Origin of the sequence: Paenibacillus pseudetheri (genome assembly GCF_924513355.1) — a bacterium.
In the GTDB taxonomy this organism is placed as follows: domain Bacteria; phylum Bacillota; class Bacilli; order Paenibacillales; family Paenibacillaceae; genus Paenibacillus_AQ; species Paenibacillus_AQ pseudetheri.
Map to the genome: position 1 here is coordinate 218,783 of NZ_CAKMAB010000005.1, position 24,512 is coordinate 243,294.

A 24,512-nucleotide genomic window follows, 5' to 3' on the forward strand; every position below is an offset into this window, starting at 1 on the left:
ATAAAGCGCTTTCAATCATGAGTCAAGATCATTCCACTCCTTCTGGAAATATATTTCTTATCTATCCTTAATATCCGTTGAACTAAACCCTTTTAGCATTGTCGAACAACTAACATTAAAGACTTCATCATCAACAAAGGAGATTAAAGATGAAAAGGATTTTTGCTGTTAAGATAAGTACTACTGTGTTAGCGACATCCATCATGCCTAGCGTTGCTTCCGCTGTAAGAGTTAGTTATGTCCCAATACATGAAAGTGAATTAGGGGATACATTCAAATATGCAACACCCGTAGATATGTTCACTCTAGTCAGCGGTGCAATCAATTCGAATAATACAGACGTGGATTACTATACTTTGCGGGTGAATCAAAAAACGGATGTTGCCATTGACAACAAAGGAGATTCACATTAGAGAAGCTATAGAGTATGCCTTTGACAATAACGTCGTTCTAATTGCAGCCGCAGCAGTTATTATAATAGATGAGGCAGTTCCTTCCGAGAACAGACAAACTATTGCGTGGAGAGGCCTTCAAAATGCTATTTGATGGATATATAGCGCTTTACGGAGAACGAGATGTGGTTGATCATGATGTCCAATTCTGAAATGGATGAGGTATACAGCATCTGCTTTCTCGACAATGATGGTAGCATTTGTAGAACGATCAATGACATACAGGCATATACAAACTAAGCCTGCTCAGAATTGATCAAGTTTGCTTCACAAACCATCCCCCACAACAAGAAAATAGCTTGATCCCATCAAAAAATTTCGCCCTATTTATGATATGGTTCCCCGTATCATAAATGAGGGCGAAACTAAAGGACACCTAATTGGGTGCCCTAATAATTAGTCATTTACACTTATATACAACCCGACGGATAAACGATTGTGTACGCTAGTATTGCCCCAGAAGACCTTTCTTCATGGCTATTTTCTCGCAGCGATCAAACACAACGAGCCCTAAAATCAAATAGACCAGCGAATTTAATAATAGTACGCCATAATCTGATAAAGGCAACTCTGTTAACGTCAGATTCTCTAGCATCACTGTTCTCACCATATTTACTCCTTTAACGAATGGAGCAAAAGCTAGAAACGGCGCTACAGTTATCGGAACAAACACAAGCCCCATCAAAACAAATTGGAAAATCTGTAAAAACGCTTGAATTTGTTTCACGATGATAGCTAAACCAGCAATCATAAAACTAACACCTACCATACTTATCATAGTAACAATAATGATTGGGATCGTTGTCATGGGATTAAGACTCAACCACTGTCCCGAGGTTAGCATCGCACCAAACAGCAACAGGATCATAATAACGGACTGTAAGCCCAATTGACTGATGATCCGCGTGAGCATGATTTTCCAAACCCCCATGGGAGACATATATAGCTGCTCTAACGTTCCACGGGTCGCTTCTGTGATTACCGAATAACCAATAAAGTTCATCGTCATCATCGTTAAGCTCCAAAAGACTACACTTACAATTGAATATTGAACATTCGTATCAAAACTAGCTGGATCTCCTATGAACATAATCCCAAAGAATGCAGCCAGAAATATAATATAAAAAGTGACTACTAACGCGATGGTGTTTGGTAGATAACGTTTCATCTCAATATATTCCTTACGAAAATTAGCATTGAACAAATGGAGCCATTTCAAGGGTCTTCCCTCCTTTCACAATCTGAATAAACACTTGCTCAAAATCAATGGTTATACGATCAATACTTTCCACCATCGTTCCTTCCTCTTTCAGAAGGTCGAACAACTCGTAGATGTCCTGACCATGCTCTAAATTCACTTCCACGATCGTTTCATGAGAGCTTGCTTTATAAGCACTTAAAGGGAATATACTCAACAGTTTTTTCTCCTGTTCAGGGCTTAATTGCTCACCTAATTTAATGGAATATGCCCTTGTTTCAAATAACTTAAGTAAATTCTCCACCCTGTCGTCAATCACAACTTCACCCTTGTTAATGATAATGGCACGGTCACACAGCTCCTGAACGACGGGCATATCATGTGAGCTAATAATGATCGTACGTTTCTCTTCCCTCACTATCGTTTTTAGAATATTTCGTAATTCATAACTAACCTCAACATCCAAACCGAGCGTTGGCTCATCCAGCAAGATGACATCCGTATTCGCTAATAACGCCACAGCGATTGCCAGCTTTTGCTGCATCCCCCGAGATAATCCATTAACCAGCTCGTTCTCCTTTTCTTTAAGATTGAACTGCTCTAATAATTTATCTGCTTGATCGGCAATTTGCTTCCGAGAGTACCCCCGGTTACCTGCAAAATACTCTAAATTTTCCCGTACCGTGAGACGCCAATATAAATTCCGGTTCCCCTCTAATACAGCACTAATATGCTCTAGCGCTTTAAGTCTCTTCTTGCAAATATCTAATCCATTAATGGATATAGAACCCCCATCCGATTCTAACAAGCCACAGAGCATCTTTATCGTTGATGTTTTACCAGCACCGTTAGGACCTAGTAAACCGAGAACCTCTCCACGATTTACATGAAAAGAAACATCACGAACGGCATGTATTTTCTCTTTCGTCTTTCTTTTCTCGTAGATCTTGCTAATCCCCCGTACTTCTATAATTTTCTCCACCTTATAACCATCCTCTCCCGTACGATTTAAAAGAGTGATTCCATTGTTAAATTTATTTTATTTTAGGATCTAAATTTAGATAACTGGCTCCAGATGGATACTTTCTCCGTCTGAGGAATGAGATTTGTATAGAGGACAACTATGATAAGTCTATAGGAAATATCACAATTGTTAAGAATGACTGGGCGAATGTCCGGCATGGAGCAAATGTAGGTTATTTCATCATAGAAAACGAGGCGGACATCATGAATCACAACAAGAAAAAATCCATTTTGCGTGGTGGGTATTAGTAGGACTTGCTTTAATGGTTGGAGTTGCAAAAAGTGGCGTTATGACCGCAGGCGGGCTATTTTTGACACTATCAATGATCATATCGTTATTGCCGCAGACATTAATGAGATAGCGCTAGAGAAAGTAAGCCAGAAACAGAATGTTTATGGAATGAAATTGCATGTTGTCTCAGATGAGGATTGCAGAAAATTAATTCCATCAATGGCTATGGCCCGTTCGCTGGGATTAAACATGTCGCGATGAATCTTCATACATTACAGGTTCGGACATAGTCATCGATGGAGGATACTCAGCTCAATAACGATAATGACAGCCCTCAAGTTAAATGAGGACTGTCATCTTTTCATTACAAGGCCATTAGAAGATCCATATGAGTAAGAAAATAACTGCAATTATTGCCACCACGATGAACAGATTGGTTACCTCGCTCCAAAATCCAGGAACACCTTGCGTATGATATTTTTGCGTATTGACATCATGGTTTGCTTTATGACCACCAGGATCCGTCATATTCGAACTAGGTCCTGGATCAAAAAAGTCTGACATAGGAATCAACCCCTTTCCATGATTGTAAACCACATTATACCATTTTATTTCCTTTTTTAGTGATAAACCCCTTAGTTCAATTCATTTGAGAATAAAAATAAGGTAAGTGTTTCTTTGATAGAGCTTTTTCAATTAGCTCTTGATCGTAGCCATATTTTTGCAATGCAGTAATAATCGCTTGTGTCCTGTCTGATCGTTGTCTTCTTAAATTGGATTCTAGCTGTATTTCTAGAGGAACCGTAGGAATAGTGTACCGTCCGATTGTCACATTCCTAAAATGGTTCCAAATGAATTGTCCACCTTCCCATATCCCATCACCATCCATAGAATCAGGAATTCCCGCTGAATTAGAGATATGAACGACTTCCACTTTAAACCCATCGATGATCCAACTCCCCTTTGTCCATGAGAAGCCCGAAGAAAAGGTCTGCGTATATGTAGGTTCTTCTAAAGAGGATAACCAGTTCTCTCCATGAGGGAATTCACATTTATCCAGCAAGGAATATTCCTTCAGAAGTTCTGCAAATTGTGCAATCCCTTCTTTATTTTTTGTATAAATATCAACGTCTCCCGGAGTCATTTCACAGCCCTGTAAAACCGAACCCACCGAGCCAACCAAGATCCATTCTAATTTCAAATTCACTTCCGATGAACAATAAAGCTCACATACCTTTGACAAAGCTGTTTCCCAGCTATTCATAATTTCACCCCAAATTGACTAGTAAGTTTGAGTACATGAAACCTTAATAACCTCAGATGCGTTAAAGAACTATACAAATTCACAGGAGGTTTTTAAAATGAGATACAGTGCTGCAGGCGCGCGAATAACCTGTCCTTGTTGTCAAAACGATACCTTTGCTCTGGATTATAAACTGCTTAACACAAGCGGAGCATCTTTTCTAGGATTTGACTGGGCGAATAAAAACGCTGCTATACTTATTTGTAAGAGATGCACCCATATTTCATGGTTTATGGAAGAACCAACACCAGATAACTAAACACTACCAGATTCTTCTACATCCTCATAATAAAATATTTCTATAAACCCTGCGTTCTTAAGCTGGATGCAATTGTTCTTTTGCATCCAGTTAAATACCTCTCGATACCCATCCCCAATTGTCTTAAACCTCTTTGGATAATGATCCGAAATATTCTACAACTACCTCACGAAATTCCAAAGCAGCCCGAGAAATGTACCGACTCTTGTGCCATATTAGAGCAATTTCCCGTACCAATTCGTGATTCTCTATTTGGAGATATTTGATGTCCCGTGAATTTCTTGCTGTACTTGGTATGAAGGCAAGACCAATCTCAGCTTCCACAAGAGTGATCAACCTTGCAGGTTCATCCCCCTCATACACATATTTAGGCGTAAATCCAACCGATTGGCACACAGAGTCTATTAAATCCCGAGTTCCATAACCACTCTTAACCCCAACGAACCATTCATCTCTCAGCTCTATCAAAGATACGCTGTTTCGATCTGCCAACCGATGCCCCTTAGGAACCGCTACAAGGATTGGATCGATAAATACGACTTGGCATTCGATGTCGTCCCCTTCTATAGGGGGTGATGACAAGCAGAAATCCACCTCTCCTCGATCCAAAAGTGTGACCATTTCCTTTGTAGTCAGCATCTGCACATGAAATTGAATATCAGGTCTCTTTTTTCGAAACTCGCGAAGGATACTGGGTAATGTACTGGCAGTGGTAACCGCTAATTCAAGCGTGTTATGTTCCGGGTGAGATAAATCGCTAAGCTCCTGCTTCCCCTGTTCCAATTCAAACAAAGCTCTTTCTGCACGGCGAAGGAACCTGCTTCCGAACTCATTCAGACGCAGGTTCCGCCCTACTCGATCGAATAAAGGGACTCCTAGATCCTCCTCCAAACGCTGTATTGTTTTGCTAAGTGATGATTGAGTAACGTGCAGATTTCGCGCAGCTTCAGTCACATGTTCCAACCGAGCTACCGCGAGAAAATATTGCAGCTGTAGAAGTTCCATTTCGCCCCCCATTCATTCCTTTAAGTCAATGAGAATATAACATGAAATGCGTTGGAATGAATAATTAAAATCAAGTAAGATGACATTAATACGCTTTAGGGGGACCCAAAATGAGTGCTCGGAATTGGTGGTTAATGATTTCAGTGGGTCTAGGGATACTATTAAACCCATTAAATTCTTCAATGGTTTCTGTTGCTATTCCAAGATTGCAAAATGTATTCCAACTTGACTATACAGGTGTTTCCTGGATTATTTTTTCTTTCTACATTGCTAGTAGCATCGCTCAACCCGTCATGGGAAAGGCCAGCGATTTATTTGGTAGAAGGAAGATATTTCTTACCGGGCTTGTAGTAGCTTTCATTGCCTCATTATTAGCTCCATTCGCACCAAGCTTCGCGTGGCTCATCGTGTTCCGCATTGTGCAAGCCATTGGAACAAGCATGATGGTTGCCGTTGGGATGGCTATAGTGCGAATTCATGTAACGGAAAAACAAGCGACAGCGCTGTCTGTTTTGTCCATCTTCCTATCCGGTGCGGCAGCCATTGGGCCCTTTATTGGCGGGGTTATCATACACTGGTGGGGCTGGCCCGCTATCTTTTTCATCAATATTCCATTTGTGGTTGTGAGCTTTCTATTGTCTTGGAGAAATATCCCTAAGGAAAACTCGTCATTAACCGTTGCACCGGGCACGTCCCTTCGCAAATGGTTCGATTGGATAGATGGATCAGGGATCCTGCTCTTCACAATGGGTCTGGTTGCCCTACTCATTGGATTGCTCTCAGCAAAATCATCTGGACACATTGCCTTAGGAAATATCATTGTTTCACTGATAGGACTCGCTCTGCTAGGGGTGTTCGTACGACATGAGTTAAAAGCGACTTCGCCCTTTATCCCTTTACGCACATTCGCCAAATATCCTGCAATGACATGGGTTAATGTGGAATTCATGCTCGTTAACGTACTCTTTTACTCACTCTTTTTCGGAGTTCCGTCCTACTTGCAAATGGTTCGCCATGTCAGCGAGTATCAAACAGGGATACTTATGCTAACCTTAGGCCTATGCTCTCTAGTTACTTCTCCAATAGCAGGACGATGGATCGATAAATCCGGACCAGGACCGGCACTACTAGTGTCTGCAATATTGATGACTGCGGGATCGGTATGGCTCGTGACATTGAATCAATCTTCACCGGTTATTAGCGTGTGCCTGGCTTTGGCTGCATTCGGAATTAGTAATGGGTTGAATAATGTAGGTATGCAAGCAGCTTTGTTCCAAAGTTCACCCAAGGAAATGATCGGCGTAGCATCCGGTTTATTTAATACTTCAAGATATTTGGGAACCATTCTCTCTTCCTTGTTGATAGGCATCGTAATGAAAGGTAAGTTCAGCTTTGAGGGTTTTCAAGTACTTGGGATTATTCTCACGATCATTGCATTGTCTTTGGTATTCATGAGTCGGCGGCGCCGGAAGTCAGGGGAGTTGCAGAAGTTGTGAAGAGTCTATTAAATAAATCTTAACTACGATACATTTGGAAGCTTCTCCATCCCTCTGTTTCTGTGAATAAATAATCGGGCGGGGGATAGCAAGTAGACAACACTAATCAATCCAAACAAACAGGCACTGACTTGAAAAGGCAGTAATTGATTTCCTGAGCTTCCCAGCCAGCCTCCAATTAGCGGACCAATAACCACCCCTAAACCCTCTATGGAAAACAATAGCCCCCAGCTGATCCCTACGGAATCTTCGGGAATGTAACTGGCCATTAAAGCATTCCAAGAGGGAAGTAAAGCAGCATAAGCACACCCCAGCAGAAGCGAGAGCCCAATAGCGGCGGAGAAGGAATTAATAGAAGTTAAACCGAACAAGGCAACCGCAAATACGCCGAACCCAATGACAAGGAACCACTTCCCTCCGACTTGATCAAACCATTTTCCCATGGGCACAAGAAATAGAACTACACCTGCTCCTCCCATAAATAACACGATAGACAACTGAGAATGGGATAAACCCAGATGCGAGATAGCAAAGCTTGTTAGAAAAGGGACCAGTATCCCGCCCGCTGTAGTCTGCAGCAGCATGCCAGGGACCAGAAATCCTCCCTTCTTTACTTTGTTCCATAGAGATACAAACTGCTCACCTACGGATATATTCGCACTCTGCACTGAGACCTTGTTCATCTTTACAAGTCCTACCATGATCCAGCCCGCTACGAAAAATAATCCAATGACAGCAAGGGACAGTGACAGCCCACCACCAATTAACAAATTCATCATTACGGGCCCCAGACCTAGACCAGCCATCCAGTATACGTACAAGGTTCCCATCTGTTGTGCCCGATTTTCCTCTGATACCTGGCTCATACATAGGATCCAGATCGGTGAGAATCCAGCACCCAAGCAAGCAGAGGCTACAATAAGCATCCACGGACTATGCGTTGTCACCATCATTAACAGTCCAACGAACCCAAGAAAGAACCCTCCATGAAGCACGGTGCGCCCAGGATATCTATCCAAGAGATAGCCGATGAAGCTTTTGATCAAGCTGTCCGTTAAATAGTGTACAGAGACCGCAATGCCAACTACTGACGTTGTAAGCCCCCAGCTCGTCAATATATAAGTGGGTAAGAACGTGATTAGGACAGCCCCTCTTATCCACTCTATAAAAAAGAGAATCATTGCGAGGCGGGTAAACGTCTGCTGTGGTCTATCTTTCTTGCTAATAATATCCATGAATCGTCTTCGCCTGCCCTTCAACAAGCATGGATTTTGCTGAGGAAACAGAAGGATGACGCAATTTAATAGCCTCTAAAGCTTCGGTAACGATAGCATCCGAGGCTGATTTTCGCGAAAAGACCTTCATATGCTGTTCCCTCTCATCTCTGTATGCCATATGCTCCAATCGCTGAAGCTGCTCTACTAACTGCTCCTCATTTCGTGCGATCTCAATCAAATGGTGCCCAGATAACCATTCTGCATTGCCTGCCTCCTGACCGGGGAGTGGTCGATAGACGATAACTGGAAGTGCTTGAGCCATCGCCTCAGTCAAGGTAATCCCGCCAGCTTTGGTCAATAGACAGGAAGCTATGCACATCAGCTCTTGCATTTCTTCGGTATATCCCAAAATGTGAACTCGAGGGTTCTCTTGAAAAAGCTCCCCCATAGCTGCTCGAAGCTTATGATTATTCCCGCACAATACGATGACATCGAAGCTTGATTGAAGCAGTACTCGTTTTATTAAACCGCCAATGTCACTTAATACGCCGTAAGCTCCTGCCGCTAGTAATAGATATTGACGATTTCCGTTTAACCCATGTTTACATAAAAGCACTTCACGATCCTGAGTCTGTTCAAAAGCCTCGCGAATAGGAATCCCACTGACCACAAGCTTCTCTTCAGCGATCCCTGCTGACATCAGAGTTGCCTTCATGTTTTCTGAAGCGATAAAATATTTCGTCGTTTGTGGATGAAGCCATCTGCCATGGACTACGTAATCTGTCATAACCGTGAACAGAGGTATTCGACTTCCTGTTGTTGAAGCTAGCTCAGCAGCGGCCAAATAAGGAAAGGTATGAATAATAATATCCGGCTCTATCTCGTCGATGATCCTTTGTACTTTTCGTTTGCCCATAGAATGGATGATTCTACCCATGAATTGCTCTGGCCTCATCTTGCTCGTCATTGTGTACAAGAATCCATAAAATTCTTGGGTATACCCCGTGTTGTTCAAATAGAATCTTCGGGATAGCTCATTCAAAGTGGGATGGACTGCAGCGAATAGATCCAAGGTGGTAATCCGATTAATTCCCCTATGTCTAAATGAATGTTCGATGGCCTCAGCCACTTTCATATGCCCATCTCCAAATGCAGAAGTAACAATAAGTACTTTAGGATCTGTGTTCATGACAAAGCTCCTTTTTCTCATGGCCTCCTTTAACTCTAACTCTGAATCGTAAACGGATAGTGAAGGGATTCTTAACTGAATATTAATTTCAATATTTTCTAAAGAGCGACCTCGTCGTAGCCAGTTTTTGCCCACAAAAAAACGATGACGTATGGCAAATAGCCAATAGTCATCGTTGTTGTACGCTTACTATGATTTAATACTACCTCTCGTGCACAATAACCCCTTTAGAAACACTCAGTTTCGAATACTCTTCCATGACTTCCGGCATATCTTTCAGCGAAAACTGATGGCTAATCAACGACTCAATCTGAACGATCCCCTTCTCAATTAACGCAATCGATTCCTCATGGGTATACGGATTAATGAAAGAACCCATGATGTTCAACTCTTTTGTAAAAATTTCGAATGGTGAGACTTGAATCAACGTGTCCGGGGAAGCAACTCCAAACATTAAGACTTGTCCACCCTTACGTGATGCCTTAACCGCCAGTTCCATGGAATCTGCACGGCCAACACATTCGATGACAATATCAAATTGATGATGGAGAGCTTCCATCACGCCTTCTGCTGCAGGAGATACTGCTTCATCGGCACCTAACTCGACTAATCGGTCATGTTTGAACACTTCCGGCTCACTGACAATAATCCCTTTAACACCCGCAGCTTTGACGAGCTGCAAGAACAATTGACCAATAAAACCTCCGCCGATAATCAGGACTTGGTGTGCCTTACGGATATCCAGCTTCTTATAACCGTGAAGTACACAACCTAAAGGTTCAATCATCGCCCCTTCGATCCAGCTCATTTCATCAGGTAGCAAGTAACAGTTCGCTACAGGAACAACACAATACTCGCCCATGCCACCGTCACGAGTCACCCCAACAGCCTGCAAGTTATCGCATAAATGTACTTTTCCATTCCGGCAAAAATAACAGTTTCCACAATAGATGTTCGGATCAACCGATATACGGTCCCCCACTTGTAAGGTCGTAACCTCATCACCCACAGCCACTATTTCGCCTGAAAGCTCATGTCCTAACACAATCGGAGCTGTCACCTCTGCAGACCCAGGGTATCCATGATAAATATGCTGATCTGTACCGCAGATCCCGCAGCATTTCACACGAAGTTTAACTTCTTTGGAGCCAACAGACGGAGCTTCCCAGTCCTTAAATTCAATGTGCTTAGTTCCTTGAAATACAGCCGCCTTCATCTTAACTCATCTCCTTAATTCCGAGCTTTTGTAAATCCGCATCATTCATTGCCGTTACACGTAAGGTCTCCCAAGGCAGTGCCCCGGCATCAACCTGATGCACACGAACCGTCTTCACCTCACCCGGAATCAGATCAAAGAAATTATCGTCCATGATCACCCAGGGTGCATCTAATTCGATCATCACCATCCGTGCCACACGATCCGAAATCAAGTGGATATGTCCTTTCGCTTCATCCACGGAGATCTGAACATGTGCGGGTTGATAATCCATATCCTTATAGTCTCTTAAATAGAGTACATAATCTTCTGTTACCCGTTTCTTCGAACGAAGTACGACCACAACCTCGCCAGCGCTATGTTGCTGCAGTATCTCAGCTTCAGTTAACTTGGCAAAATTAACTTTACTGTTCGCTTCAACGGTAACGTCGAATGCACGCTGATATATAATTGTACCATCCATCCGATAGATCGTTAATTCCGCCTTATCCTGATAAACTTCGCGGCGATCATTGAGAGCCCATAACTGCAGCGGTCCATTCGGATCATGATCCACACATAAGAGTACCGGTGCAAAAAATTTACGCGCATAGTGGTAGCTCGCCTTTGGTAAACCATAATAATCGATAACAGACCAGCTTGTTCCTGGCCAGCAATCATTGAACTGCCAGAATAAAGCCCCGCTTGTATCCGGCTTATTACGGCGGTAATGCTCAATGCCATACCTCAATCCCTCTGCCTGGGTCAGCATCGAGAATTGAATATATTCATTGATATCCTTCGGAACTCCTGTATAACCTTCCATGAGCATAATGCCCTTTGGATAATGGACATCTTTATTACGATACTTCATTTCATCGCTATCCCAATAGAACTGATTGTCCGGCATGTTCTTCGCTAGGGTGTAACGATTGGAAGCGGCATGCAGCCCGAATTCACTGGCAAATTTCGTGAAGTCTGACTTGAATCGTTTGAACGATATCCCTTCAATACTATAATCCTGTGTCTGCGGTTCACCAAACTGACGAGGCTCATTATTCCCATGCCAGACTTGCCAGTTATGGGTATCGCCCACCTCACGCGAATTGTGATCATTGCCGCCAAAAGGCGAGCTAGGCCAAAACGTTCGCGTGGGATCGAGTTGCTCTAATACCGCGGGCATGAGCTCATGATAAATTTTTTCTCCATAAAAGGGATGTGTGATCTCTCCAGTAGAGGACAGTGCCTCATACAACCAATCATTCTCGTTATTCCCACACCATAGCGCAAGGCTCGTACGACTGCGAAGACGTTTTACAACCTGCTCAATTTCGCGGTGAACATTATTCATAAAATTACGATTATAATCTGGATACAACGCACAAGCGAACATGAAGTCCTGCCAGATTAAGATTCCTAACCGATCACATTCATCAAAGAAAATATCCCGCTCATAAATGCCTCCACCCCAAGCGCGAATCATATTCATATTGGCATCCTTGGCCATCTGAAGCAGATGTGTATAGCGGCTATCTGGCACGGTCGCAATAAAGCTATCAATAGGGATCCAATTTGCACCTTTAGCAAAAACTTTTATGCCGTTCAATACAAAAGTGAAAGCATGGCGCCCTTCTTCATCCAGCTGCATCAATTCGATCTTTCGAATCCCAAATGGCTGCTCATAGGTATCTATTAGCTCCCCATCAGCAAATAACGTAACGCGTAGATGATATAAGAAAGGCGTTCCTAGATCATGGGTCCACCATAACTTTGGATCCATCACCTGCAAGGTAACTGAATGATGAAGCGTACGCGCTGTAATCGCCCCGTCAACTGTAATCCCTCCAACCTTATCCAAAGAGACATTTTCTTCCGCAACACGCTCTGTACCTTCTAAAAGTTCTACACGCGCCGTATACGAACACTCGCGATCAAAGGCATGTGCGCATAAATCCACATCAACAACACCTACTTGACCCTCTATCGAAGTTGTTCGAGCAAACACATGATCTAAATGTGCATGACGACGTTTAATCAACTGTACCTCTTTCCATATGCCTGCACAGACCAGACGCGGACCCCAATCCCAGCCAAAATGACTCTGCGCTTTACGTGCCCAAATCCGCTTCTTACTATAGCCCGACCAATAATATTGGACTTTATCGCCTGCGTGTACATGAATAGGATCAAATTTTACGGCAAGCGTATTTTTCCCCTTATTTAATTCACGGGTTACATCAAATGAATGGCTGATGAACATATTATCCGTTGACCCAAGCTCCACACCGTTTAGATATACGGTCGCATAGGTATCTAACCCTTCGAATAACAGCTCCATCTTCTCACCAGGTTTAAGATCAGAATCGTATGAAAAGACTGTACGATACCACCATACCTTTTCTTCAATCCAACGGCATTTCTGATCTTGGTGGCCAAAGAAAGGATCATCAATAACGCCTTTCTCCCGAAGCGTCGTATGGATATCACCAGGCACTGTGGTGGTCATCCAGAAATAATCAATAAACTCTGGCGATGCAACTTCAAGATCCCGGGCTTCCCCCACATGGAAATCACGAAGTTTCCAGTTTTCAGTTAATTTAATGTTCATTCTCTTCATCATCTCTCCCAAATTAAAACGCCAAAACCACTTCGGTTTTGACGTTTTATTGTTATACGTATATCAAGCTATTTAAAATTTCTTGTACACTAAGTTCTGCGCAAGCCATTGATGTATCCGCGACTCCGTAATACATTTTAACAACATCGCCTTCCACGAGTGCACCGCAAGAGAATACAACATCGCCGAAGAATCCGTTCTTCTCATAATCCGCTTCCGGCTCCATGATAGGAGCATTGGAGCGCGCAATCACCTTCGAGGGATCATTTAGATCTAACAAGACTGCCCCCATGCAATAACGATGTTCCAGTGTTGCCCCATGATACAGCTCTAGCCAGCCTTTATCGGTCTTGAATGGAACCGCACCGCCGCCAATCCGGCCGCTATCCCACATCCCCTCACGCAAACCGATCAGATGCTTATGGTTGCCCCAATATAATAAGTTGTCCGATTCTGCGATCCATATTTCCGGATCTCCCGTGCTTTTCGTTGTTGGACGGTGCAATGCATAATATTTGCCGTTAATTTTCTCCGGGAAAATCAATACGTCTTTATTATCCGGCCCAAAGATCATGCCGTGGTGAGTTACATTCACGAAATCTTTAGTTGATACCAGCGATTCTCCAACGCCCACAGGGGAGACTGCCGAGAAATAAATATAGTAGGTATCCCCAATTTGGGTTACCCGAGGATCTTCTACCCCGAAGGTCTCCAGTGAATTGGAAGGGTACACAAATGGCTTCTCATCCACCGTAAAATGATGTCCATCCTTACTTCGAGCGATTCGGATATAAGATAATGAAGTCAAGTACTGAAATGTAGCACTGGCGGATTTATTTTTGATCACTCGCGGATCAGAGAAGTCGAAGCGCTCATCATCTGTATTCAGATCCAAAATATCCAATTCATTGGTCTCCGGATTATAAATCGGAGCTTTCACAATTTTTGGATCCTTGCTAATTGGGCGTTCTGCTACACGGAGAAACATTAATATTTCACCATTATAGCTAGCTATACCGGCATTAAATGCACCAATCACTTCAAAGTCATTGTGATACGGCTTGACGTCCGCCGGTGTAATAAGTGGATTTTGTTCATAACGATAGATTTTCATGTTGTAATAACTCCCTTAACCAAATGGATTTCATACTTATAAAATTTCAAATTGAGCAAAAGGATCAGGGATTGTTGCTCGTTGTGCTTCCGCATCGCTGATTCCTGCATATATATTAGCTGTACCGTCTTCATGACGTACGAGCCCGCCGCTGAATACGACATCCTCCAAATCAGGCCGTTTGGTGGCACCTGGTAAGAACTGATTGCGTACAGCGATTAATTGAATATCCGAGTACTCACCTGTTGCCGGATCGATAGCGAATACCATCGGGTAATAGTGACGATCGCCCGCATCATCAAAAGATGCGATATGCCCAAGAACACCGAGAAGTCCGTTCTTTAGCAAGTGTGCTTCATTCGCACCGCCCCACTCTTCATCAACAAACTGTCCATCCAATAACGGTGTTTCTTCGATCAATGGAATGGATAACGCTTCTAACGATGCAATGCGGGTAAAGCCGATTTTACCGCGTCCTCCTTTATCTCCTTGAGGGCGGGTCAGTACTCCGATGCTATCTTTCAGGTCAACTAGGCGCAGATCTTTCATGCCATCCGGTCCTTTAAAGAATGGTTCTAAGCTTGCGATGTTCTTCCCGCGGTAGAATACCGTACGCCACATTAAGGCATCAGCCTTTACCGGATGTGGATAAATTTGAACGCCTCCAACAATCAGTTCCCCATTGATTTTCGTAAAAAAAGGATCTTGAAGTTCAAGGGAAGGCGCTCCTTCACGAGGTACCCACTGTCCATCACGTTCGACAAAAAAAACGACATCGGAATGCTCGCTGTCACGGGATTCAACCCGACCCGCAATCACCCACTCACCCTCATCTTGGAATGGAGCTGTAATATTGTAGACATCTTTATGATCTACACCTGTGAATTTTATTTTTTGTGTATTGGTTACGGATACGTCTTTCATCGCGTATTCCGTGAGCAGTTGTTCACATGTCTTCACAGCATTCTTGTACAGTTTCATAATAAGAAATTCCTCTCTATTCAAATAATAGCGGCGCACGCATCCATATTGCGGCTTCATTCGGTAACAGCGTTATAAGGCCTGTGCCGCTCACTGTATCTCGACGGCTTGATAATATATAAGTTGCTTGCCCATCCAGCAGTTCACTAGGATCAATCTGTATGCTCTGATTATCGTAATTCAAGGCTACGAGCGCTCTGGTATTGGTTTCTTTCAATGTTCTTACATATAAAATAAGATTGCCTCTGCGTTCCAGCACGTCATAATCCCCGAGTTGAAATACATCCTGTGTATTGCGCAAGTGGAGAAGCTTTTTATAATAATGTAATAATGAATTCGGTTGATTGCATTCGGACTCCACGTTTAATTGCTGATAATTGGGGCCCATGCCAATCCATGGTGTTCCTGATGTAAACCCGCCATGTGGACTTGCCTTCCATTGCATTGGGGAGCGAGACGCATCTCTTCCCTTCGTATTCGCAATTTTCAGGGCTTCCGCCGAGGTAGCCCCCCGCTGTAGTGCGATTTCATATGCCTTCAATCCTTGGATATCCCGCATATCTTCCAGCTTATGGGCTACGAAATTCCGCATCCCAATCTCTTCACCGAAATATAGGAAAGGTACCCCTTTTGCAGTCAAGGCTAACGTTGCCATAAGGCGGGCCCGTTCTTCCTCAATCTCCGCGTCCCCTTCACCAAATCGCGAAATTACGCGGTCCATATCATGACTACCGAAGAATAACGTTGGAATCTGATCTGCACTGTGCACCTTCTCCATCGTCTTAAGCTCGGCGAACAAATTTTCTGGACTAAATTCCTTCTGGCTTCCCAGATTGAAATTAAAGACCACATCGAACTTACCTGTTCCGCTGTAACGCTTCAGCATGTCCATATCTTCAGAGCCGACTTCACCTACCATGAACATTCCGCTATGCACATGAACAAACCTGCTAATTTCCTCGATGGCATCCATAATTCCATCTTGATTCTGATCATGTACATGCTTCTGCTCACCCGTTACTTCATCCATCGGGTTATCCGGGAATTGATCGGACACCGATAAGAAGTTGATAACATCTAACCGGAAGCCACTTACGCCTTTGCCCAGCCAATAAGCCATAACATCCTTCATCGCTTCTTTAACTTCGGGATTCGCCCAGTTCAAATCGACCTGTTCTTTCGCAAACCCATGATAGTAATACTGTTCCGTTGCTGCATCCCATTCCCACGCGGTTCCACCAAAAAATGATTCCCAGTTATTAGGTACGCCACCGTTCACAGCGTCCTTCCAAATGTACCAATCCCGCTTCGGGTTCGTCCTTGAGGATCGGGATTCCTTGAACCATGCATGCTCTGAAGACGTATGATTCAGGACAAGGTCGGCAATCACTCTGATCCCGCGAGCCTTCGCTTCCTGAATAAACCGGTCGAAATCTTCCATCGTTCCAAAGTCTGGATCAATCTGACAATAATCTGCAATGTCATACCCGTTATCTACTTTTGGAGACTTATAGAACGGCGTTAGCCAAATCCCCCCGATGCCAAGTTCCCGCAAATAATCCAGCTTGGAAGTAAGACCGTCGAAATCACCAATCCCATCCCCGTTACTATCACAGAAGCTTGGCATATACACTTCATAGAATACCGCCCCTTTCCACCACGGCTTTTCCAATCGATAACCCCTCCTGTGCAGACCTATTTCAAGTTAAATTGCATACCTTCCTGGAACTTCTTGCCGAAAATAATGAACAAAATAATGATTGGCAAGGTGAGCATCACTGCACCGGCATACATCGGACCCGGATACGCTTGATACGGACCGAACATCTGAGATAATAAAACATTCAATGTTAACATGCCGTCACTTCGGACGACGATCATATCCCACAGGAGCTCTGTCCAACGTTCCATTAACAGGAATAGGAATACAACGGTCGTAATGGACTTCGACATCGGCATCATAATCTTATACAGGATTTTGAAATCGGATGCCCCATCCAGTTTGGCGGCTTCAATAAAGGCATCGGGTACTGCCTTAAAGAAGTTGGTATACATGAAGATCCCCCATAAACTCATCGCCTTGGGAATAATGAGCGCCCAATACGTATCGAACAGTCCTACTTTTTGAATAATCAAAAAGTTAGGGATGATCAAAATGATTGCCGGGAAGAACATATGAAACAACACAAAGTTGTTAATAGAGTCTCTCCCGCGGAATTTCAGCTTCGCCAACGCATAAGCGACCATAATCGCGAACATCATCATTAAGGCTGTAGATACCAAGGAAACGAACACACTGTTAAAGAAGGCGTGGATCCATGGTCTTGTAATCCCGGTCTCACCACCTGTAAAGAGCCATTGATACGAGCGCAGCGTAAATTTCGTCGGTATCAGCTTCCGGTCTACCTGTGACCAATCTGCAAGTGAATTCAATACCATATATAAATAGGGGAATACCATAATCACGAGCAGTACGATCGCAATCAGATAGCGGATCGACAGCCGGAGCTTGATGTTTGAATTAGACCCAACCATTGCGCTTACCCCACATTTCCAGAATTTTTCGGATCACGAATATAGAGATAAATGTCGCAACCGCAGCCATAATCGCAATAGCTGATGCGTAACCTGCCTGCAGGTTCTTAAATGCTTGACTGTATATTTCCATTTGCCATGTATTCGTTGCATAGTTTGGTCCGCCGCCTGTTAATTGGTAGACCTCAGTAAAGATACCGAATGTTGCACCAAAGGATAAAATTAAGGTTGTATAAATCGCAGGGTAAAGCAAAGGCAACGTAATTTTCCAGAACCTTTGGCTGTCCTTCACGCCATCAATTGCCGCCGCTTCATATACTTCCTGATCAATGCTTTCTAAACCTGAAGTAAGAATTAACGCATAGTAACCTGTAAATTTCCAAGCCATAATCATCGCAACGACGAACAATGCCGAGAAAGATCCGCCGAGCCAGTCAATATCAAGACCTAACCGTTCCCTTAGAAACGTCTGAACAGGACTTGTATGTGACAAAAAACCTTTAACAATAAGGGATGCTACAACCCCTGAGGATAGGTAAGGCAAGAAGAATCCAATAAGAAATACGGTTTTTAATTTAGGTAAGCCTTTTACAATTACCGCTACAAAAAGCGACATGGCTGTGACAATCGGTACAAATACGATCATAAATTTGTACGTTACCCAAAATGCCGATCTTACCCCTGGCGTACCTAATGCTTTGGTAAAGTTCTTGAATCCTACAAAATCATAAGTTGGTGAAATCAAGTCCCAGTTCGTAAAAGACAAATATAGAGACCAGATAAGCGGGCCCAAGAAAAACACAGTCGAAAAAATAAGGTAAGGGCTGGCAAAAAGCCAGCCTAACCGATTATTATTTTTTTCAATCATTATTGAAGTTCCCCTTCAATCGCCTTCTTCATATTGTCCCAACCCGTTTTTGGATCAATCTCACCACGAACGATTTTGTTAAAGGCCTCTTGACCAATAAAGGTTTGCAATTCGTTGAATTTCGGATTGTCCATGGATGGAACAGCATTCGGGATTGCTTTTGCATACTCTTGCAATACAGGCGTTTTTTCAAATACTGGTTTAAACACTTCATTTGTACCTACATCATCACGGGCTGGAGGCAAGTTAGTTTCTTGGAAAAAGGCAACATCATTTTTATCATCTGAGTAGACCCACTTGATAAATTCTATTGCAGCAGCTTGTTGCTCTGGACTTGCCGAAGCATAGATAACAATTCCTTTAGCATCCGCAAATGTTTTTGCATTCGCTGGATCCATACCATCTGGAACAGGAGGCAATGTTACTTCAAAGTTCTTCTTGTACTGAAGCTCTGGATATTTCTCAGCCCATGTGCTGAATGTCCAAGGTCCTACATCCGTAAACACGCCCACGCCATTTTCGAAAGGTTCTGTTACATTCTGAGACAATAGCCCTTTCTCCTTACGAAGATTGTCCACGAAAGTAAGAACGTCTACACCAGCTTTTTCATCGCCAACAAATTGGCTGCCTTCAATGAATTTGTTGCCATCTGAAGCTGCATTGTACAGCATAAAGAAGTCGAACCATCTTTTCCAAGAGGTAGGGTCTGCTAAGTCAGGTTTCGCCCAAAGATATTTATCTGGGTATTTTGCTTTTAATTTTTTCGTTGCCTCAATCACTTCGCTGTATGTTCTCGGAACTTCGTTCACACCAGCTTCTTTCAAAATATCCGTTCTCCATCCGAACAACATCGCATTCGAGTAGATTGGGAGAACATATTGATGGCCATCCGCAAATTCCCAAGGCTCAATCGTTTTGGTCATATTACGTTTTGTCACAATATCATTGAAGCCAGCAATCGTATCCAATGGAACTAAGGCTTTACTGTTTGCTAGTTGCGCTGCAAAACCACGGCTAATATTCTCAGTCATTGTTGGAGCGCTTCCACCTGCAATTGCAGCTTGGATACTCGCCTCAGAAGTAGGGGATTCCTTGATCGCACTTACATTGATTTTCACTTTAGGATTAACAGTCTCATACTCTTTGGCAATTTTTTGCCAATATGCTTGTTGAGTCGGGTTAGGTGCAGCCCAGAACTCAATAGTTGTTACTCCATCTGCTGAAGTGCCTGAATTACTACTCTTCGATCCACAACCGGCAAGAATCGTGAATACAAGCGTAAGTGCAAGCATTACTGAAAGCTTCTTCTTCATAAAATAAACCCTCCCTGAGTATCGATGCACATCAGTGCAGCATTTTGTAATTCCTAAATAAAATTCTGTAACGTTACAAAGTTAGATGAATATATGCCTGTAAGCGACTTTGTAAGCGTTACAATTGCTATTATTATAGTTTTAAGCGAAATTGTCAACCTATTTTTCGTTTTTTTATACAATAGACACAATTACATAAACTATTAATTAACTTTACAAAGTAATTCTGTAATGTTAAAATAATTTATAGTCGTAATGTAGTTTTGCAGCATAATCTTTAGTATTATGAGAGACAGTATGGAAGAATATTCATTACACTTCTTATTAGAAAGGACGTATCTTCGCATGAAGGTGAAGGTAACTATGCAAGATATCGCCGATCGATTAAATATATCGAAGAACTCTGTTTCTCAGGCTCTGTCCGGTAAAGACGGTGTCAGTGAAGAAACGAGGCAATTAATTATCGATGCAGCGAATGAGATGGGTTACATCTATTCGCGAGGGCGTAAAAGCACTGAAGAAGAAGTAGGAACCTTTGCCATTTTGGCATCGGAATTTGCATTTTCCAAACGAAACTTTTTTGGAGAAATTTATTTGAGCATTGAGAAGGAAGCAGCGAAGCGGAATAAGCGTATGGTGATTCAATCTATTGATAAACATTCTTCTGAGAATTTAATCCTGCCTCCTATATTGTTGGATCAATCCGTAGAAGGGATCTTGATTCTATCCCATATTACGAACCCTTATATTCAGGCAGTGACCAATACAGGTATTCCCACCGTGTTAATTGATCACCATCACCCTGATCTTAAGGCCGACAGTATTCTAACCAACAATCGCTATGCCGCTTTTACTGCGGTGCAGCATTTAATTGAATTGGGACATACCCATATTGGTTTCATCGGCAATATACAATTCTCACCAAGCTATTACGAGCGCTTAGAAGGTTATCGCTTGGCTCTTTACCAAGCTGGAATTGAATACAACCCGATTTGGGTAATCGATCGTGTAGTAGAAGAAATGGATGATGTATTGAACGCTGTACAATCGCTCGACAAGCAGCCTACGGCTTGGTTCTGTGTCAATGACGGATTTGGGTTCTTGATTAATTCCGTTGTGTACAAGCTTGGGTATAGTATCCCCCAAGATGTGTCGATTGTCAGTTTCGATAATGGACAATTGTCACGAATAACAACACCGTTGACTACAACGATGGATGTAGATTTGTCTTACTTTGGACGTAAAGCTATAGAACAGCTTTTCTGGCGTATTGATCATCCCGAAGAGCCTTTTGTTGAAATTCTCCTTCCATCCAATCTGATCGTTAGGGAATCCACGCAACATCCAAATTCATAATCAGTTCATATAGACAGGAATATTGTATGGATAGTAAATCTACGCACATCACAAAAAGGGAGAGTCCCAAAAGCCATGAAGTGGCTTTGGGACTCTCCCTTTTTTTTCAGATTCGATGTATGTTTACGCTCGTTGTGGTCGCTGGGTGAACGACCATTGTTCAATTCATCCTACTACCAATATCCTCGGATTCCGGTCTGCATGCGGATCAGCGCTTCCAAATAATAATAGTCTCCCCAAATCATATGGCCATCAGGCACGCGTCCACCTCTGACATGATAGGAACCATGCTTTAGAAGTCCCTCCGCCTCCGGGTTTCCAGACGTCGCATAATGTTCCTCCAAGGATTTCATGCTGCGGAGCAAGGCTGCTTCATAAATAGCGCGGTCCGGGTCATCTGGGTCCAGAAGATCCAGCAGCTCCAAAAGACCGGAAGCCGCAATGGCTGAAGCCGAGCTGTCGCGAGGGGTACCCGCTTCCACCGGCACATCAAAATCCCAATACGCCACATTATCCTCCGGAAGATGACTGATAAAGTAATGAGCCAGACTTTTAGAGGTATTAAGGAAGTCTGCCTCTCGTGTATAACGATAAGCCAGGGCAAATCCGTATATTCCCCACGCTTGACCACGTGTCCAGGTCGATCCATCCTCATAGCCTTGATGTGTTCCACCACGAATTGCACTTCCCGTAGCCGGATCAAAGTAAAAAGTGTGATAAGAGGAAGCATCCCCACGCACTAGAAATTTCCGGCTCTTTAACGCATGTTCGAGTGCTATATCATAATAGCGCTTGTCCCCCGTTTCCTCCGCAGCCCAGAACAACAGAGGCAAATTCATCAAGCAGTCAATAATGATACGTCCCGCATTCTCGGAGTCACTCTCTAAACCCCAGGCCTGGAGGATTCCAGCGTTTTCACGCCAGCGCTTGCATAGTGTATCCGCAGCCTGTAGACCGACAGCTCGTGCCTCTTCGCTGCCTGTTATTTTCCACTCTGCTACTGCAGTCAGTGAGTATAAAAAGCCAATATCATGATGGTCCAGGGCGATGTGATGATCCAAACGATGCTTAAAGTTTCCTAACCAGGAAGCTGCCGCCTCCTTATAGAATGAATCTTTGCTATATTCATAAGCAAGCCACATCATGCCAACGTAGAATCCCTCTATCCAATCGTCATTGTCTCCCCATTCGTATTGTTGCCCCTCTGCGATATGAGGCAGTTTACCCGGATGGCCCGCGATATTACTCTTAATCTTGCGAATAGCATCCTCAATTGCCGTTGTCCACATCTTTGTCTCTCCTTTCCAATAAATCAACCGTATGAAGCACTGCATGGTTACGAGGATCGTAGATAACAATCCTTCCGTCCGACTGCTGCTGAATAATCGGCGGTGAAGCCAGACTCTCCTGGTTCTCTGGGGTATTCGTAGCTCCGAAGACTGCTGATATTAATACCTGATCTCCCGGCTCCATTCTGGAGATCAAGCTCGGAAGAAACGTCCGAGGCTTCAGCAGATTAGTATTCGGTTCGGGTAGCACGCATTCTCCCCGGTCAAAACCGCTTAGCATATGTATGGCACTGATTCCCCAGGGCAATTGCACCGAGACAGCAGTGTTAGATACATTAATGGTTTCCCGATCACTGCGTGAGAAGCCAGCAGACTGGCCAATGGCAAATCCACCCTCCGCTACGTCGAGACACCGGGCGCTGTGAATGCTGTGAATACGGACATGCCACAAACCTGCTGGAATAATCCATGTCTCGATATGTACATCGCTCCATGGATGCCAGCGGGAATATACATAATTTTCTCCAATTTCCCACGTCTCGCAGAATCTGCGTACCCGGTAATGTTCATCGCATTCACACAGCGCTAGTGTGGAGTCATAAGCACCTTGAACTAAGCCATAACCCGCCTTCGGCACACTGAATCCGAACAGCGTGGAGTAAGCAAACTTGGAATATTTAGCCGCACTATGGGCCATATCAAAGTTAGCCATCTGACCAGAGGTATAGGCAATAACATGCTTATTTCCTTCCGGACGACTCACAAGCATACGTGCCTCTTCGAGTGGTAACATCTCTTTCAATACAGGCAGCGACTCTTCTTCCGCTTGCCAAAAAGGATGATCGTCCGGCAAGGCAAGAATAAGCATAGCTTTAAAGGCCCAATACGGTGATCCGGGGGCATTGTAGTTCTCCGTCATTACCAGATTCGGGTAAGCATATCCGATACTTAGTAATCCGTCTATCCCCATAATAGGCTTCTCAAACCACCAACGAAAATGACGCATTATAATTCCTTTAAGAATGCCATATGAAAAAGGAAGGACCTCGGCATACACCAGCGCACTCCAGAAAGAGACCTGCGCAAAACGATAGGTCAGACTACGTCCGAAAGGAATCGCACTTCCGTCCTCAGCAAACCAATATATAAAATCTTTGGCAAATTGCGCGGATCTTTCCCGGTAAACTGCAGCCCTCTGAGGATCATCATCCGCCATCAATTTAGCATATATCAGCGTATAATAATGCATAGCAAAAGCAATATAATAGTCTCTCTGATCGGTCAGCCCGTCGGAATACCAGCCATCACTCAAGTAGTAGGTGTCAATCTTCTCCAAATAATTATTCATTATCTCTTGATCGTAGGGCAATCCGACTTTCTTAAAGCCCACATTCACAAGAACCGTAAACATCAGCCAGTTATTCGGGTTCGAACGATCCACATGATTGATCTGGTTCAACCAGTTATATACCTGCATTTTCTGAACATCACTCAGTGGCTCCCACAGCTTATGCGGTGCAAGAGCGAGCCCCAGTCCCAGCACAGCCTGTTCCACCATACGCTGGTCTTTGGTCGAGAATTCACCCCAGTATTCTTCATGTTTAGGGTCAGTCCCATTAATGATCCCCTCGAGGAACATCGGCCAAAGTGTACTTTCCCCTCCCCCGCTGGCATGGGGAACAAGCCCCCATAACGGACGGGCGAAGGCTTCCATAAGCGCGGTAGCTTCATTGTATATTGATCCTGTAGCTCCCATATCGATTCCTGCACATCCAGAAGTAAATCGATTCTCCAACGGAGCATATAGATCATTTAAGAACATTTGTAATTCATTTTTAGTACCCTTCAGTTCCACAGTAATGGTTCCTCC

General features: G+C 43.6%; 21 protein-coding genes. 4 read left to right on the forward strand and 17 right to left on the reverse strand.

Features of this window, described 5'->3' with window-relative positions; all coding sequences use genetic code 11:
• Window positions 1-149: 149 nt before the first annotated feature.
• Window positions 150-413 carry a hypothetical protein gene (locus tag L1028_RS06785; protein ID WP_234532496.1) on the forward strand — a complete coding sequence of 88 codons (264 nt, stop codon included), beginning with the start codon at window positions 150-152 and terminating at the stop codon, window positions 411-413.
• 484 nt (window positions 414-897) lie between these two features.
• On the opposite strand, the gene L1028_RS06790 is transcribed toward L1028_RS06785, so the two are convergent.
• From L1028_RS06790 to L1028_RS06805, 4 genes are all read right to left on the reverse strand, one after another.
• Window positions 898-1,671 carry an ABC transporter permease gene (locus tag L1028_RS06790; protein WP_234532497.1) on the reverse strand — a complete coding sequence of 258 codons (774 nt, stop codon included), beginning with the start codon at window positions 1,669-1,671 and terminating at the stop codon, window positions 898-900.
• The gene (locus L1028_RS06795) at window positions 1,643-2,632 is read right to left on the reverse strand and encodes an ABC transporter ATP-binding protein (RefSeq protein ID WP_234532499.1); all 990 of its coding nucleotides are present in this window, start codon (window positions 2,630-2,632) and stop codon (window positions 1,643-1,645) included. Before L1028_RS06795 ends, L1028_RS06790 begins: the two co-directional genes overlap by 29 nt.
• 648 nt (window positions 2,633-3,280) lie before the next feature.
• The gene (locus tag L1028_RS06800) at window positions 3,281-3,469 is read right to left on the reverse strand and encodes a hypothetical protein (protein WP_234532501.1); all 189 of its coding nucleotides are present in this window, start codon (window positions 3,467-3,469) and stop codon (window positions 3,281-3,283) included.
• Window positions 3,470-3,545: 76 nt separating this feature from the next.
• Window positions 3,546-4,112 (reverse strand): nucleotidyltransferase family protein, encoded by a 567-nt coding sequence (locus tag L1028_RS06805; RefSeq protein ID WP_234532503.1) that lies wholly within the window; start codon window positions 4,110-4,112, stop codon window positions 3,546-3,548.
• Window positions 4,113-4,266: 154 nt separating this feature from the next.
• Between L1028_RS06805 and L1028_RS06810 the strand changes: the two genes are divergently transcribed.
• Window positions 4,267-4,467, forward strand: coding sequence for a hypothetical protein (locus tag L1028_RS06810; RefSeq protein ID WP_234532505.1), 201 nt, complete (start codon window positions 4,267-4,269; stop codon window positions 4,465-4,467).
• 123 nt (window positions 4,468-4,590) lie between these two features.
• Here L1028_RS06810 and L1028_RS06815 read toward each other — a convergent pair whose 3' ends face one another.
• Window positions 4,591-5,472, reverse strand: a complete 882-nt coding sequence (locus L1028_RS06815; RefSeq protein ID WP_234532507.1) for a LysR family transcriptional regulator — start codon at window positions 5,470-5,472, stop codon at window positions 4,591-4,593.
• A gap of 110 nt (window positions 5,473-5,582) precedes the next feature.
• Between L1028_RS06815 and L1028_RS06820 the strand changes: the two genes are divergently transcribed.
• Complete coding sequence (locus tag L1028_RS06820; RefSeq protein ID WP_234532509.1) at window positions 5,583-6,968, forward strand: MFS transporter; 1,386 nt, start codon at window positions 5,583-5,585, stop codon at window positions 6,966-6,968.
• Between the two features lie 23 nt (window positions 6,969-6,991).
• On the opposite strand, the gene L1028_RS06825 is transcribed toward L1028_RS06820, so the two are convergent.
• The 10 genes from L1028_RS06825 to L1028_RS06870 all read right to left on the reverse strand — a co-directional run bounded on the left by L1028_RS06825 (window position 6,992) and on the right by L1028_RS06870 (window position 19,997).
• Window positions 6,992-8,203 carry an MFS transporter gene (locus L1028_RS06825; RefSeq protein ID WP_234532511.1) on the reverse strand — a complete coding sequence of 404 codons (1,212 nt, stop codon included), beginning with the start codon at window positions 8,201-8,203 and terminating at the stop codon, window positions 6,992-6,994.
• Window positions 8,190-9,374, reverse strand: coding sequence for an MGDG synthase family glycosyltransferase (locus tag L1028_RS06830; RefSeq protein ID WP_234532513.1), 1,185 nt, complete (start codon window positions 9,372-9,374; stop codon window positions 8,190-8,192). Before L1028_RS06830 ends, L1028_RS06825 begins: the two co-directional genes overlap by 14 nt.
• 202 nt (window positions 9,375-9,576) lie before the next feature.
• Window positions 9,577-10,590, reverse strand: a complete 1,014-nt coding sequence (locus L1028_RS06835; RefSeq protein WP_234532515.1) for a zinc-dependent alcohol dehydrogenase family protein — start codon at window positions 10,588-10,590, stop codon at window positions 9,577-9,579.
• 1 nt (window position 10,591) lies between these two features.
• Window positions 10,592-13,171 carry a beta-mannosidase gene (locus L1028_RS06840; protein WP_234532577.1) on the reverse strand — a complete coding sequence of 860 codons (2,580 nt, stop codon included), beginning with the start codon at window positions 13,169-13,171 and terminating at the stop codon, window positions 10,592-10,594.
• Between the two features lie 67 nt (window positions 13,172-13,238).
• On the reverse strand, window positions 13,239-14,300 hold the full coding sequence (locus L1028_RS06845) for a BtaManbiosPhlase (protein WP_234532517.1): 1,062 nt from the start codon (window positions 14,298-14,300) through the stop codon (window positions 13,239-13,241).
• A gap of 36 nt (window positions 14,301-14,336) precedes the next feature.
• Window positions 14,337-15,281, reverse strand: a complete 945-nt coding sequence (locus tag L1028_RS06850; RefSeq protein WP_234532519.1) for an MTP-1 family protein — start codon at window positions 15,279-15,281, stop codon at window positions 14,337-14,339.
• Between the two features lie 16 nt (window positions 15,282-15,297).
• Window positions 15,298-16,953: an alpha-glucosidase gene (locus tag L1028_RS06855; RefSeq protein ID WP_234532520.1), complete on the reverse strand. Its 1,656-nt coding sequence runs from the start codon at window positions 16,951-16,953 to the stop codon at window positions 15,298-15,300.
• Between the two features lie 23 nt (window positions 16,954-16,976).
• On the reverse strand, window positions 16,977-17,816 hold the full coding sequence (locus L1028_RS06860) for a carbohydrate ABC transporter permease (RefSeq protein ID WP_060626606.1): 840 nt from the start codon (window positions 17,814-17,816) through the stop codon (window positions 16,977-16,979).
• The gene (locus L1028_RS06865) at window positions 17,803-18,681 is read right to left on the reverse strand and encodes a carbohydrate ABC transporter permease (RefSeq protein ID WP_179283670.1); all 879 of its coding nucleotides are present in this window, start codon (window positions 18,679-18,681) and stop codon (window positions 17,803-17,805) included. The genes L1028_RS06860 and L1028_RS06865 overlap by 14 nt, the downstream gene beginning before the upstream one ends.
• A gap of 2 nt (window positions 18,682-18,683) precedes the next feature.
• Window positions 18,684-19,997: an ABC transporter substrate-binding protein gene (locus L1028_RS06870; RefSeq protein ID WP_234532523.1), complete on the reverse strand. Its 1,314-nt coding sequence runs from the start codon at window positions 19,995-19,997 to the stop codon at window positions 18,684-18,686.
• Between the two features lie 345 nt (window positions 19,998-20,342).
• Here L1028_RS06870 and L1028_RS06875 point away from each other — a divergent pair, with 345 nt between their 5' ends.
• Window positions 20,343-21,353, forward strand: a complete 1,011-nt coding sequence (locus tag L1028_RS06875; protein WP_234532525.1) for a LacI family DNA-binding transcriptional regulator — start codon at window positions 20,343-20,345, stop codon at window positions 21,351-21,353.
• A 173-nt stretch (window positions 21,354-21,526) separates the two neighbouring features.
• Here L1028_RS06875 and L1028_RS06880 read toward each other — a convergent pair whose 3' ends face one another.
• Both L1028_RS06880 and L1028_RS06885 read right to left on the reverse strand, forming a co-directional pair.
• Entirely contained in the window at window positions 21,527-22,642 is a 1,116-nt protein-coding gene (locus L1028_RS06880; protein WP_234532526.1) for a glycoside hydrolase family 88 protein, read from the reverse strand.
• Window positions 22,623-24,497 (reverse strand): DUF2264 domain-containing protein, encoded by a 1,875-nt coding sequence (locus tag L1028_RS06885; protein WP_234532528.1) that lies wholly within the window; start codon window positions 24,495-24,497, stop codon window positions 22,623-22,625. The genes L1028_RS06880 and L1028_RS06885 overlap by 20 nt, the downstream gene beginning before the upstream one ends.
• Window positions 24,498-24,512: the final 15 nt, after the last annotated feature.

Excerpts from the sequence above, each read along its gene's own strand:
- L1028_RS06785 (WP_234532496.1), top strand. The coding sequence starts at position 150 with ATGAAAAGGATTTTTGCTGTTAAGATAAGTACTACTGTGTTAGCGACA.
- L1028_RS06800 (WP_234532501.1), bottom strand. The coding sequence starts at position 3,469 with ATGTCAGACTTTTTTGATCCAGGACCTAGTTCGAATATGACGGATCCT.
- L1028_RS06810 (WP_234532505.1), top strand. The coding sequence starts at position 4,267 with ATGAGATACAGTGCTGCAGGCGCGCGAATAACCTGTCCTTGTTGTCAA.
- L1028_RS06815 (WP_234532507.1), bottom strand. The coding sequence starts at position 5,472 with ATGGAACTTCTACAGCTGCAATATTTTCTCGCGGTAGCTCGGTTGGAA.
- L1028_RS06820 (WP_234532509.1), top strand. The coding sequence starts at position 5,583 with ATGAGTGCTCGGAATTGGTGGTTAATGATTTCAGTGGGTCTAGGGATA.
- L1028_RS06825 (WP_234532511.1), bottom strand. The coding sequence starts at position 8,203 with ATGGATATTATTAGCAAGAAAGATAGACCACAGCAGACGTTTACCCGC.
- L1028_RS06830 (WP_234532513.1), bottom strand. The coding sequence starts at position 9,374 with ATGAACACAGATCCTAAAGTACTTATTGTTACTTCTGCATTTGGAGAT.
- L1028_RS06835 (WP_234532515.1), bottom strand. The coding sequence starts at position 10,590 with ATGAAGGCGGCTGTATTTCAAGGAACTAAGCACATTGAATTTAAGGAC.
- L1028_RS06845 (WP_234532517.1), bottom strand. The coding sequence starts at position 14,300 with ATGAAAATCTATCGTTATGAACAAAATCCACTTATTACACCGGCGGAC.
- L1028_RS06850 (WP_234532519.1), bottom strand. The coding sequence starts at position 15,281 with ATGAAACTGTACAAGAATGCTGTGAAGACATGTGAACAACTGCTCACG.
- L1028_RS06860 (WP_060626606.1), bottom strand. The coding sequence starts at position 17,816 with ATGGTTGGGTCTAATTCAAACATCAAGCTCCGGCTGTCGATCCGCTAT.
- L1028_RS06870 (WP_234532523.1), bottom strand. The coding sequence starts at position 19,997 with ATGAAGAAGAAGCTTTCAGTAATGCTTGCACTTACGCTTGTATTCACG.
- L1028_RS06875 (WP_234532525.1), top strand. The coding sequence starts at position 20,343 with ATGAAGGTGAAGGTAACTATGCAAGATATCGCCGATCGATTAAATATA.
- L1028_RS06880 (WP_234532526.1), bottom strand. The coding sequence starts at position 22,642 with ATGTGGACAACGGCAATTGAGGATGCTATTCGCAAGATTAAGAGTAAT.